Annotated in this window: 13 protein-coding genes; 11 read left to right on the plus strand and 2 right to left on the minus strand. The window is 46.5% G+C overall.

Annotated elements, in window-relative coordinates:
* The first annotated feature begins 58 nt into the window (after positions 1-58).
* Positions 59-1,435, plus strand: a complete 1,377-nt coding sequence (locus EL268_RS05820) for a YcdB/YcdC domain-containing protein (protein ID WP_106653791.1) — start codon at positions 59-61, stop codon at positions 1,433-1,435.
* Positions 1,436-1,498: 63 nt separating this feature from the next.
* Here EL268_RS05820 and hcp read toward each other — a convergent pair whose 3' ends face one another.
* Entirely contained in the window at positions 1,499-2,794 is a 1,296-nt protein-coding gene (hcp, locus tag EL268_RS05825) for a hydroxylamine reductase (protein WP_106653792.1), read from the minus strand.
* Positions 2,795-2,939: 145 nt separating this feature from the next.
* Here hcp and EL268_RS05830 point away from each other — a divergent pair, with 145 nt between their 5' ends.
* Entirely contained in the window at positions 2,940-4,439 is a 1,500-nt protein-coding gene (locus EL268_RS05830; protein WP_106653793.1) for a nitrate/nitrite transporter, read from the plus strand.
* A gap of 82 nt (positions 4,440-4,521) precedes the next feature.
* Here the strand turns inward: EL268_RS05830 and EL268_RS05835 are convergent, their stop codons facing one another.
* Positions 4,522-5,229, minus strand: a complete 708-nt coding sequence (locus EL268_RS05835; RefSeq protein ID WP_106653794.1) for a Crp/Fnr family transcriptional regulator — start codon at positions 5,227-5,229, stop codon at positions 4,522-4,524.
* Positions 5,230-5,415: 186 nt separating this feature from the next.
* Here EL268_RS05835 and EL268_RS05840 point away from each other — a divergent pair, with 186 nt between their 5' ends.
* The 9 genes from EL268_RS05840 to EL268_RS33655 all read left to right on the plus strand — a co-directional run bounded on the left by EL268_RS05840 (position 5,416) and on the right by EL268_RS33655 (position 11,790).
* Positions 5,416-6,456: a hypothetical protein gene (locus EL268_RS05840; RefSeq protein ID WP_106653795.1), complete on the plus strand. Its 1,041-nt coding sequence runs from the start codon at positions 5,416-5,418 to the stop codon at positions 6,454-6,456.
* Positions 6,443-8,617 (plus strand): molybdopterin oxidoreductase family protein, encoded by a 2,175-nt coding sequence (locus EL268_RS05845; protein ID WP_106653796.1) that lies wholly within the window; start codon positions 6,443-6,445, stop codon positions 8,615-8,617. Before EL268_RS05840 ends, EL268_RS05845 begins: the two co-directional genes overlap by 14 nt.
* Entirely contained in the window at positions 8,610-9,179 is a 570-nt protein-coding gene (locus tag EL268_RS05850; RefSeq protein WP_017251305.1) for a 4Fe-4S dicluster domain-containing protein, read from the plus strand. Before EL268_RS05845 ends, EL268_RS05850 begins: the two co-directional genes overlap by 8 nt.
* A gap of 16 nt (positions 9,180-9,195) precedes the next feature.
* Positions 9,196-9,729, plus strand: a complete 534-nt coding sequence (locus EL268_RS05855; protein WP_106653797.1) for a Rieske (2Fe-2S) protein — start codon at positions 9,196-9,198, stop codon at positions 9,727-9,729.
* Positions 9,713-9,916, plus strand: coding sequence for a hypothetical protein (locus EL268_RS05860; protein WP_106653798.1), 204 nt, complete (start codon positions 9,713-9,715; stop codon positions 9,914-9,916). The genes EL268_RS05855 and EL268_RS05860 overlap by 17 nt, the downstream gene beginning before the upstream one ends.
* A gap of 28 nt (positions 9,917-9,944) precedes the next feature.
* Positions 9,945-10,262, plus strand: coding sequence for a hypothetical protein (locus EL268_RS05865; protein ID WP_106653799.1), 318 nt, complete (start codon positions 9,945-9,947; stop codon positions 10,260-10,262).
* 57 nt (positions 10,263-10,319) lie between these two features.
* Complete coding sequence (locus EL268_RS05870) at positions 10,320-10,832, plus strand: hemerythrin domain-containing protein (protein ID WP_232030280.1); 513 nt, start codon at positions 10,320-10,322, stop codon at positions 10,830-10,832.
* Positions 10,833-10,996: 164 nt separating this feature from the next.
* Positions 10,997-11,281, plus strand: a complete 285-nt coding sequence (locus EL268_RS05875; RefSeq protein WP_106653801.1) for a DUF4183 domain-containing protein — start codon at positions 10,997-10,999, stop codon at positions 11,279-11,281.
* Between the two features lie 107 nt (positions 11,282-11,388).
* Entirely contained in the window at positions 11,389-11,790 is a 402-nt protein-coding gene (locus EL268_RS33655) for a DUF4183 domain-containing protein (RefSeq protein ID WP_106653802.1), read from the plus strand.
* The last annotated feature ends 72 nt before the right edge of the window (positions 11,791-11,862 follow it).

An 11,862-nucleotide genomic window follows, 5' to 3' on the forward strand; every position in this document is an offset into this window, starting at 1 on the left:
ATGAAATCCGTAATGATCCGATGAAATCAATGGGAATAGATAGAGGAGGAACATGTGTATGAAGCAAAGTAGTACAAAAGGATTTTGGAAACGATTGTCGATTCTCGTTCTTTCATCTTTACTTGTACTAGGCAATATTGCAGATGAGAGTACACTGGTACAGGCAGCTGAGCAAAAATCAGAAAAGATTCTTTCAGAACAAGAGGCTATTGAATACGCCAAGAAATGGGTGACTATTCCCGAAGGTTATGAGTATCGTTATGGAGAATACATCGAACCGTTTGATGACTTTACACCCTATGCGGGATGGAACCTTAGTTGGTATCATTCAGATCAATCAAGTATCATGTATAAAATTCATCCTGTCTCAGGGAACCTGTTAAGCTATCAATATAGTGACAAAGACAGTGAAGCCCCTAGCCCTGCTACAACGAATAGCAAGCAAATTGCTCTTGAGGGAGTATTGCAGTTTCTCACAAAAGTCATTCCTTCTGAGGAACGAGCGAATTTAATAGAGCCAGATGAAGTCGATTACAAGAGCGACGGTACCTACTATTTTAAATTTCAGAGAGTAGAAAATGGTATTCCTTTTAAGGACAATTATATCGCTGTAACCACGCGAGGAGACGGAAAGGTTCTGCGATTCTTTCGATTATGGTATGAAGGGGAGTTGCCTGACGCAAGCCAAATCATATCGGAAAAGGAAGCGCGCGAGCTGTTGGAACAAAAAACGGAGCCAACCTTGTATTATAAGAGTTTTTCCAGTGGAGATCATGGGGAGAAATACATGTTGGTCTACGATTACCTACCAACCGATCCGCAAATGGTAGATGCGATCTCAGGGGTGATGATCGATGGCGATGGGGCGGTGGCGAAACCAAAGAAACCGATCAAGATTTTGAAGGAAATGCCCGCTGCTTCAGCTCCAAAGGCGGCGAGTCATAAAGACGTAGCAATTACCCGTGAGCAGGCGGAGGCAAGCGCAATCCATTTCCTGCAAACGAAGCTCCGTCATCAGTTGGCAGATATTTATATGCTTGATCCACAGCCGTATGATGGAGGTCCGAGGGGGAAGGAGACGAATTGGCGGGACTATAAAGTGCATTTTGGATGGTTGAAAAATGGTATTCTGATTAAGAACGCAAGATTTGAAATAGCTGTCAACTCGTCCTCAGGCAGCAGTATTATAGGGGATAAGCAGCTTACCTCGCCCGTTATTCTCGACAATAACATGCAGAGAGTAGACCTGGCCTTTGCGAAAAAAACGGAGCAAGCCGTAAAAAAATCGCTCGAACTCTACTACTTGCTACCGGATATAGACTTTAACGAGGTAGAGGAACCAAAACCGCGGCTTGTTTACCGCCTCAGCGGAGACAAAGGAGTTGTCGACGCACACACAGGAAAATGGATCAGTTCTTTAATAGGTAAAGAATGAAAAAACGGCCGTCATTGGTTAGTCTTACCACTAACTCTCTGACAGCCGTTTTTTCTATTTTGCCTATTGAGTGATTCCGAGCATTTGCTTCATATCTTCTTGAGCATCACCAATCAACTGAATATGGAACAAGTCTTGCAGTACTTGCAGAACCCCGGGCTGAATGAACTCAGGCAATTTTGGGCCAATCCGTATATCTTGTATCCCCAGGCTAAACAGACCGAGCAGGATGGCAACCGCTTTTTGTTCAAACCAGGAAAGAACGATACTTACCGGCAGCTCGTTCACTTCACACTCGAAGGCATCGGCTAATGCTGCCGCAATCGTAATGGTAGAAACGGAGTTATTGCACTGTCCCAAATCGATATATCTTGGGATGTTGGTACCTGGCACGGTGCCGAAATCTACATCGTTAAAACGGAATTTTCCGCAGGAGGTAGTAAGAATGACGGTTTCTGGCGGTAAGGACGTAGCCAATTCACGGTAATACTCGCCTCCCTTTCCAGGAGCGTCACAACCAGCGATGACGAAGAAGCGTTTGATCTTTCCTTCCTTGACTGCCTGAATGATATCAGGGGCGATGCCGAGAACCGTTTTGTGATGATAGCCGGTCGTCAATGTCAGATCTGATTCGATAGAAACCTCAGGAAGTGACAATGCTTTTTCAATGAGCGGCGCAAAATCGTTATCTACAATTTTCGTTACATTTTCCAAACCAGTTATATCATACGAAAAGAAACGATCGGCGTAGCTGCCTCGAATAGGCATCACACAGTTTGTTGTAGCCAGAATGGCGCCAGGAAATTTCTCAAACAACTGGCGTTGATCGTACCATGCTTTCCCGATGTTTCCTTTCAAATGAGGATATTTCTTCAGTGCGGGATAGCCATGGGCAGGCAGCATTTCGGAATGCGTATACACATTGATTCCTTTGCCTTCTGTCTGTTTTAACAGTTCTTCGAGAGCAAACAGATTGTGCCCCGTAACAATGATGCATTTTCCTTCTATTTTATTTTGCGAGACTGTGATTGGCTGCGGGACTCCGAAATGATCCGTATGGGCCCGATCCAAAAGCTCCATGACTTTTATCGCGGCTTTGCCTACTTTCATGGCCATTTGCAAATGTTCGTCCAAGTTGAAATTCACATTCGTCAATGTAAAATAGAGAGCTTCCTGAGTAATCCCATCCACTTCAGGATCGATATATCCCAGTTGACGAGCATGTGTGGCATAAGCTGCAATCCCTTTTAAAGCAAAAATTATTGTATCCTGAATACTCGCAAGATCTTCATTCTTTCCGCAAACGCCGATGACCTTACAACCACCTGATGGAGTCTGTTCACATTGATAACAAAACATGTATAATCCACTCCTTCGATTCAAGATTTCGCTTTGATTATAAGCGGGTTGCCCAGAAGGAGCTGTGATTAAAATCACAACGAAACCAAACTTTGCCTCTTATCATAGTGGATGAAGAAGATTTCCCAAATGAGGGGTGTTGTTTATGGTACGAAAATGGCAGTTGCCGTTACAGACGTTGAGTCTTACGGTCGGTTTCATGGTATGGGTCATTCTGTCATCGCTCATGCCTTTTATCAAAGAAACCGTGCCCATGAGTGCAAGCGAAGTGGCGTGGGTGACAGCGATTCCTGTTCTTCTTGGATCGTTGCTGAGAATCCCTGTTGGATATTGGAGTAACCGATTTGGCGCGAGAATTTTATTTAGCATAAGCTTTCTCTTGCTGCTGGCTCCTGTTTTTTATATTAGCCAGGCGACCACTTATACAGATTTGTTAATCGGCGGGCTATTTTTGGGGATAGGCGGAGCGGTGTTTTCCGTTGGTGTCACTTCTCTACCGAAATACTATCCGAAAGAGAAGCATGGTTCTGTAAACGGAATCTACGGTATGGGGAATATTGGTACAGCGGTAACCACTTTTGCAGCGCCCGTTCTGGCTAAATCGTTTGGATGGGCCTCTACTGTACAGATGTTCATGTTATTACTCGCGGGATTCGCTGCGCTTACCTTCTTGATGGGGGATAGAAATGAACCTAAGGTAGTGACTCCTCTTGGTCAGCAGATAAAGAGTGTCTACAAAAACGAAAAACTATGGTTAATCAGTTTGTTCTACTTTATTACGTTTGGCTGCTTCGTCGCTTTCACCGTTTATCTCCCGAATTTTTTAGTAAGCCATTTCCAACTGGATAAAGTAGATGCAGGTATGAGAACAGCAGGGTTCATTCTTTTGGCGACACTTGCGAGACCATTGGGAGGCTGGTTAGGAGATAGGTGGAACCCCTTCAAGGCATTGATGATTGTGTTTGCCGGGCTCGCCTTGTCTGGTATTGTCTTATCGTTTTCGCCATCGATTTTGATGTATACAGTAGGGTGCTTGTTGGTAGCGATATGTGCCGGAATCGGTAACGGTGCCGTGTTCAAATTAGTGCCGATGTATTTCTCGCGACAAGCGGGGATTGTAAATGGGATCGTATCTGCCATGGGGGGATTAGGAGGATTTTTCCCGCCGTTGATCTTAACGATGCTGTTTAATCTAACCGGACATTACGCGATCGGTTTCATGGCGTTATCTCAGTTTGCGCTGGCAAGCTTGGTCTTGGTGATGTGGATGTTTTATCAAGAGAAGCTGCAGCTCGCCGCCACCATTATGGAAAAGACGGGAGAGGCGATACTGATTACCGATACACGAGGAGTTATTAAAAGCGCGAACCATGCTTTTACGAAAGTGACCGGTTATGAGATGAATGAGGTGATTGGCAAGTCCCCCAATATTTTAAAATCAGGCAGGCAGGATGCCGACTTCTATCAAAAGATGTGGGACTCGATCAAAAAGAACGGCTATTGGCAAGGTGAGATCTGGAATCGCCGGAAGAATGGGGATCAGTATCTCCAATGGTTAACGATCAGCGCGATTCTGGACGATGCAGGAGACGTCGAGTACTATGCGGGCATGTTCAGCGAGCTCGTGGAGCAAAGACATGGATAAATCAGGCTGAATCACTTATAAAAAAAGTCTTGGACGGACAAGTCCAGGACTTTTTTCGTGTAGAAAAGTATGCAGAGTTTGCTCACATTTGGCAAATATCAGGAGGACAGTCATCACAATAAATCGCTTCTTTTAAATAGGCAAGGTCCTTAATCAAGATATGCCCGTGGGGAAGCAGATCGATGGAGTCCTGTTTTTTCAGATCGGAAAGCATCCGGTTGACACTTTCTCGTGTCAGGCCAATGAATTGCGCCAAATCACGATTGGTAAGGGAAAGGTCGATGAGGATTCCGTCGGGGTGTGGCTTGCCGTACGTGTTACTCATGCGGATTAGCGTTGAATACAAGGCGCCGATTTTGCCATTGAGTAGCAAATCACGAAATTTGGACTGCATCCGCCTGTTCATCAATCCCATCCAACGCAGAAAGTCTACGCAAAATTGACCGTTTTTGATGAGCATTTTTTCCAACCCTTGTCGCGGGATGATCCATACCTCACCCTCCATCAACATGGTGCCTGTGGAGGTGTACGTCAATTCCTGTTCGAAGAGCCCAGAGACTCCGACAAGCTCTCCTGCACCAAATACTTGCAGGGTCAGTTCTTTTCCATCGTTCGTGTTTTTTGTGAGCTTGATTTGGCCCGACGAAATTAAGAATAGCTGGTCGGCTCTTTCACCATCCAAAAACAGAACGGCTCCGGGAACAAAGCTTTTCCTAACAGAAAACGTTTCAAGGCTCTTCACAAAATCGGAAGAAATCTGCTCCACAAACGTTGTGCCATTTCCGGTCATGTGGGTCCCCCCTTACAACAAGGATAAATAGGTAACTCATTATATCATCCGAAATCGATGGTTGGGGGGAGAAAATCATCATGATTGTGGCAGTGGTGTGAGGTAAATCACAACCTGGGTTACGAGCCATTGCTACAATGGTCTCGAATGAAAGGAAAAAATGAGCAGCAGCAGGGAGGGTGTTGTATGAACTATATTTTTGCTTCCAAGGTGGCGAAGCGTGCTTTTATCATCATTGCTTGCTTGTTCGTCCTAACTTACGTGGGAACACGTTTTTTCACGCATATTGACCTGGCGCTTTACGGATATATGGTGGGAACCCTTGTCTTTATTGGAGGTTTCCTTTACCGATTTTCTGCGTGGGCAGACCGCCCGCCAACGAATGTGATTTTGAAAAAGGGGCTACGACTGCTCTTTCATAAAAGCACGGCGAATACAACGGTGGATCATCTGGCCATCTATCGCTTTATTTGGAATCGGGGATGGTACCGCTGGACACAGCACATTTTGCTGGGCTGGGGATGCATCTTGGCCGCGTTTGTCACCTTTCCGTTAGTGTTTGGCTGGATGTATTTCACGATGACGGACAACGGCTACTATCAGGTCGTGTTCATGGGTGTGGATGTTTTGACAGTACAAGCGGATGGCTGGGTTGCCTTTCTCTTTTACAATGCGTTGAACATTACGGCTTTTATGGTCATCGGCGGAGCAGTCATGGCTTTGTATCGCAGACACAAGAACATGCAGGCACGGGCTGAACAATCCTTTGTCTACGACTTCTTGCCTTTATACCTGCTACTGTTTATCAGCGTGACAGGCTTGATGTTAACCGCAAGCAACATGTTCTTAGGGGGCTTTGGGCACCCGGTCATATCAGTCACTCATCAATTTGCAGTGATTGTGACATTGATTTATCTGCCATTCGGAAAACTGGCTCACATCCCGTTCCGTCCCATGAGTGTGTTTGCACGCAATTATCGCGAGCACTATGGCGAGCAGGAAATGAAAAAGTGCAAAGTGTGCAGCAATGAGTTTGTTTCTGCGGAACAGTCGGCAGATGTAATCAACGTGCTGGGTAAAAACGAAATGGCTTTTCAAATGGAAGAAGGATTCCACTTGGCTGAACTTTGCTTGCCGTGCCGCAGAAAATACCGGATGTTCCGCTTCACAGGAGTTCCTACGCACGAGATCAATGCCAGGGAGGCAAATCAACATGCCAAAGGATAAATTTTTAAAAGTAGTGGAAAACAAGATTCATCCTGACGAGAAATTGGTCAGCACGCACTGCTGCTACTGCGGCATGCAATGCGGGATGAACCTGCGTGTAGATACAACGACGAACAAGATTATCGGAGTGGAGCCACGGTACGATTTCCCTGTCAATCTGGGGAAGATGTGCCCAAAAGGGGTGACGGCTTATCAGCAGGTGAATCATCCGGATCGGATACAGCGGCCGTTGATTCGAACAGATGCATCGCTAAAAGGTACGGCAGAAGGATTTCGGGAAGCGTCATGGGAGGAAGCACTTGACTTGATCGTTTCCAAGTTCAAGGAATTGCAACAAAACTATGGCAAGGATACCTTATCTGTTTACTCTGGCGTTTCCATGACGAACGAAAAATGTTATCTCACGGGTAAGTTTGCGCGGGTCGCCTTGCAAACCCGCTATATCGACTACAATGGTCGCTTCTGCATGTCCTCCGCTGCGGCAGGATTGAATCGAAGCTTGGGGATTGACCGCGGTTCTACCGTTCCCTGGACGGATATTCATCAAACAGACTGCTTGTTTTTGGCCGGTTCAAACGCGGCTGAATGTCATCCAACCAGCATGTTTCGTATTTGGGAAGTGCAAAATCGAGGCGGTTATCTAATCGTAGCCGATCCAAGGGAAACACCTTTGGCACGACGAGCTGACATCCACCTGGATCTGCGGCCCGGTACAGATTTGGCGCTGGCAAACGGAATCGTTCACCTCCTGATCAAGAATGGGCATATAGATGAAGACTTTATTCGAAATCATACGAATGGTTTTGAAGAAACAAAAGAAGTGGTTGCTACCTTCACACCAGAGTATGTCAGCGAAATAACAGGGGTTTCGGTGGAGAAGATTGTGCGGGCTGCCGACATTTTCGGGAGGGCACCCGATGCGATTGTGATGTTTTGCCGTGGGGTGGAACAGCAGTCGAAAGGGACGGACAACGTATCGGCCTATACGAACATGTCGCTCGTCACAGGCAAGATTGGTCGTCCAAAATCAGGTGTTGCAACCCTTACTGGTCAAGGAAACGGTCAGGGGGGACGGGAACACGGGCAAAAAGCCGATCAATTGCCTGGCTACCGCAAGCTCGACAATCCTGAACATGTGCGTGAAATAGCATGTGCCTGGGGCATTCCCGCGGAAGAGATGCCGCAGAAAGGTGTTTCTGCCTATGAGATGTTCCAGCTGATGAAGGATAAAACGATCCGCAGCTTATACTTACTCTGCTCCAATCCGGTTGTAAGTGCGCCAAATCTAAACCATGTTAGGGAGTCCTTGAAAAGTCTAGATTTTATGGTTTGCTGCGACTTTTACTTGTCCGAATCAGCTGAATACGCCGATGTCGTGCTTCCCGTTACGACTTGGGCAGAGGACGATGGAACGACAACCAATCTCGAAGGTCGCATCATTCGTCATCGTCAGGCACAGGAATGGTTTGCCGAGTCCAAGCCTGACTGGTGGATTCAAATAGAAATCGCCAAAAGAATGGGGCGCGGACAATTCTTTACTCACTTGAAGTCTCCTCAGGATATTTTCAATGAAATACGTCAGGTCTCCAAAGGCGGGGTAGCTGACTACTACGGGGTCACCTACGAGAAAATTGATCAAAACAATGGTGTTTTCTGGCCGTGCCGCGAAGAGGGTGACGAGGGACAGCCCCATTTATTCCTGGATAAAAAATTTTATCACCCGGATGGCAAAGCCAAAATATGTGCACTGCCTTACCGCCCGCCAGCGGAGGAGCCAGATGAAGAATATCCTTTGCGGTTAACGACGGGACGAGTTGTGTTCCACTATTTGTCCGGGAACCAGACAAGACGAATCCCGTTTTTGAAGGACATGTATCCTGATCCTCTGCTAGAGGTTCACCCAAAAACAGCGACTCGGTATGGCATTGAACACGATGAGCTGGTCACTCTGAAAACAAGAAGAGGCGAGGCACAGTACCGCGTGAAAGTTATCGAGGCTATTCGAGAGGATACGGTGTTTGTCCCGTACCACTGGGGAAAAGCGGAGTCTATCAATCTGCTGACCAACCCTGCATTGGACCCTTACAGCAAAATGCCTGAGTTTAAAGCGTGCGCCGCGAAAATCATCAAGCACAAACATGGAGGAGTTCGCCATGGGTAAACAAGTCTTATACATCGAAATGGACAATTGCATCGGGTGTCGAAGCTGCTTGGCGGCGTGTACACAGTGTGGAGGTCACGACAACCGAAATCGAAACTACGTACTGGATGTGGACCCGTTTATCAACAGACAAACGATTCCTCTCATGTGCTTCCACTGTGTCAATCCTGCTTGTGCCCGCAGCTGTCCTGCTCAGGCGATTCAAATCGCAGATAATGGAGCCGTTTTGTCAGCATTGGTAGAGAAATGCATCGGTTGTCAAAACTGTACGATTGCATGCCCCTATGGGATTCCCAAATTTGATGAAGAGCAGAATCTCATGTACAAGTGCGATCTATGCTATGACCGTACAAAAGAGGGAATCCCGCCGATGTGCGCTTCGGTTTGCCCGACAAACACCTTGCAGTGGATTGAGGAAGCAGAGCTGGAAGAAAAACGGGCACAGATTCCTTTGGCCAATGGCAAATGGACTGCCAGCCACGACCCGGATGTGCTGGAAGGCGAAACCAATGTGAAAATTAGCCTGCCTGGCATTCTGCAGGGCAAACAGAAGCTATTCTAAAGGGGAGAAATACCTTATGGAGAACGAGAAAACCCGCCCAATTCCGTTGAAGGATGACAATTACACGCATAACATCAATCGTTCCAATGAGCGTAGTCTGGATCGACGGAGTTTTATGAAAACAATGGTAGGAGCAGCCGGTCTTTTCGCGGCATCAACTCTGCCATGGGGGGCATTAGCTGCCAAGGAGCTGATGAGTTCATCCAGCAAGTCGTATCCCACACAAAAAATCGCGAATCTCAGCGATATAAAACCTGGAGATGCGATTGAGTTTAACTATCCAGGAGAGCATGACAGCGCGTTGTTCGTATATGTGAAGGAAAAAGAATACAAGGCGTATCAAAATGCATGTACCCACCTGCGTTGTCCGGTATTTTGGGACCGAGATGAGAAAGAGCTGCTATGTCCTTGCCATCATGGAAAATTTGATATTGCTACAGGTAATCCGCTCGCTGGTCCGCCGAGAAGACCACTGCCGGAAATAGTTATTCAAGAGAAAGATGGAGCCGTATACGCTGTAGGGGTGAAAAGTTATGAAGAGCAGCTATAGAGGTGTCATCCTATTGGCCTTGATCCTATTCGCCAGCATTGTGTGCACCCAGTACACAGTCAATATGTATTTTGCACAGCGATATATGGAGGTGCTATTGCTCAGCGGTGCTGCGGTGGTGTTGTTCCCACTGGCATGGATGGTATTTAGAAAAGACCAGCGAGATCGAAGAGAACAAGTGAAATAATCCGGGGAAGGAAGTGTGATCAGTTGCCATGAATCCTAGTAAGCGAACGATTGCCGAGCTTCACCAAGAGCTGCCTTCCTTGGTGGATAAAAAAATGGGGATACTCATTCAAGATTTGGCAGATGATGCCGAACCACATAGTCCGGCTCTCTTGGAAAGGCGGCTGGCAAAATGGGAGATCACGGAGGATGAGGAGCATCTGCGACTCTACTTTAATCCTTGCCAGTTTGTTGCGATTCCCATCCAGAATGGACCGGTTGTTTTTTCGCAAGAGGAAGACTGTATTCGAATGGTTGCTAGGGATAATCGGGGACAGCTAGCGTATCGCATTTCTTTTCGTAACTAACTTCCACTAGTAGATGGAGGGATTGTGATGAGACCACCGCCTATAGGATGTATGGGGATGATGCAGGAGTTTGAAGGGAAGAGGAAGCTGTGTCCAGCTCTGGAAAAATTGAAAGACGAGCACCTATCATTGGCTGAGCAGATGAATGAGCTCATACATCTAGCAACTAACCTGAAATCTACTGCAGAACCCATTAGAAGAAAGAAAGGCTTAACGGAGCTTCATGAGCTGGGGTCCACGTTTTTTTCGGAACTGGAGCATCACTCCAGACGCGAGGAGGAAGGCCTGTATCCCCTGATGGCTAACTATATCGAACGGGAAATGGGACCGATTGCTGCCATGGAGGAAGAGCATGATCTTATTAAGGAAAGCCTGATGTCGTTTATTCGAATTGTGGAAATGGAAAAGTCTGAACCTGTTGAAATAGCAGCTGTCCACACTCATTTGCTGAAGTCAGTAGAAATACTCATGGAACATTTCTTTAAAGAAGAGAGTGTGCTGTTCCCGATGGCAGAATACGTACTGAGTGACGCAGAGAAAGAGCAGTTGCGAGTACTGTTTCAAGATTAAAAATCATGTAGCCCTCCTACTGGTAAAAGTGGGGGGGTGATTTCGTTTTCCAATTATATTCTTTCAAGGAAAAATGTGCAGGTTTCTACTGGCATTTGTCGGTTTCAATCGGACGAAACAAGTCATTAACTAGTAGGGAATAAATAGAGGAGGAGGTGTTCAAAATGCCGATTGTTAAACCGTATCTAGCCTCATTGAGATTTACGTCCACCATGGGCGCTGGAACTGGTACTGGTGCTACGTTTGCCATTGCGGCAACAGCCTTTACCAATGACGCGGGTACTGCTGCGACAGCATTTCCTGGGACGTTTGCTTTTTACAATCTCTACATCAATGGGGTGATTCAGGCAGGTAATACTTCCACAATCACAACGACGGCGATTACAATTCCAGATGGAGATGCCGAAAACGGTGGTACACCCATAGTTGTAGAATTTGTCGTTAACTAAGGTGAATAGGATGGTGGCCCCAGGTGGATGGAATGTGCCTGGGGTTCACTCCTATGTGTAAATCGGAGTGAGCGGTCGAAGCACTTCGAGAAAGGACGAGTGATTTCATGAGACGCTATGTCACACAGTCATACCCAGTGAGGAGACAGAGTCTGCAAATCGTCCAGCCATTAGGTTGTCCCGGAATTTTCCCAGTAAAACCCTCCCCAACGTGTCCGCCATGCCCCCCATGTCCATGTACTCCCGGTTTAATACGAACAGAAACTTATCAGTATACGGCAATTTCAGATGGAGTCAAAAACATGTATACCAACAGTGATGCTGTCATGACATTCAGTACTTCCGGTATTCTGGACCCGAATGAAGTTTCTGTTGTGAATCTTTTCATAAATGGAATGCTTCAGCCTCCCAATTTATATGTTGTCCAGCCGGGAGTTTTGATTCTGAGTGACATTCCTGTACAAGGTGTTCCTCTTATTCTTCAGTTCATCAAGATGATTGTCTCCTAAATGGTTGGTTCCTAATGGGAAAAGGTCATGTCATACATACATGTCATTTTCCTTCGATACAGGTATTGCATG

Source organism: Brevibacillus brevis (assembly GCF_900637055.1).
Classification (GTDB): Bacteria; Bacillota; Bacilli; order Brevibacillales; family Brevibacillaceae; genus Brevibacillus; species Brevibacillus brevis.

Bases quoted from the DNA above. Each gene is read 5' to 3' on its own strand.
- EL268_RS05820 (WP_106653791.1), top strand. From the start codon at position 59: ATGAAGCAAAGTAGTACAAAAGGATTTTGGAAACGATTGTCGATTCTC.
- hcp (WP_106653792.1), bottom strand. From the start codon at position 2,794: ATGTTTTGTTATCAATGTGAACAGACTCCATCAGGTGGTTGTAAGGTC.
- EL268_RS05830 (WP_106653793.1), top strand. From the start codon at position 2,940: ATGGTACGAAAATGGCAGTTGCCGTTACAGACGTTGAGTCTTACGGTC.
- EL268_RS05835 (WP_106653794.1), bottom strand. From the start codon at position 5,229: ATGACCGGAAATGGCACAACGTTTGTGGAGCAGATTTCTTCCGATTTT.
- EL268_RS05840 (WP_106653795.1), top strand. From the start codon at position 5,416: ATGAACTATATTTTTGCTTCCAAGGTGGCGAAGCGTGCTTTTATCATC.
- EL268_RS05845 (WP_106653796.1), top strand. From the start codon at position 6,443: ATGCCAAAGGATAAATTTTTAAAAGTAGTGGAAAACAAGATTCATCCT.
- EL268_RS05850 (WP_017251305.1), top strand. From the start codon at position 8,610: ATGGGTAAACAAGTCTTATACATCGAAATGGACAATTGCATCGGGTGT.
- EL268_RS05855 (WP_106653797.1), top strand. From the start codon at position 9,196: ATGGAGAACGAGAAAACCCGCCCAATTCCGTTGAAGGATGACAATTAC.
- EL268_RS05860 (WP_106653798.1), top strand. From the start codon at position 9,713: ATGAAGAGCAGCTATAGAGGTGTCATCCTATTGGCCTTGATCCTATTC.
- EL268_RS05865 (WP_106653799.1), top strand. From the start codon at position 9,945: ATGAATCCTAGTAAGCGAACGATTGCCGAGCTTCACCAAGAGCTGCCT.
- EL268_RS05870 (WP_232030280.1), top strand. From the start codon at position 10,320: ATGATGCAGGAGTTTGAAGGGAAGAGGAAGCTGTGTCCAGCTCTGGAA.
- EL268_RS05875 (WP_106653801.1), top strand. From the start codon at position 10,997: ATGCCGATTGTTAAACCGTATCTAGCCTCATTGAGATTTACGTCCACC.
- EL268_RS33655 (WP_106653802.1), top strand. From the start codon at position 11,389: ATGAGACGCTATGTCACACAGTCATACCCAGTGAGGAGACAGAGTCTG.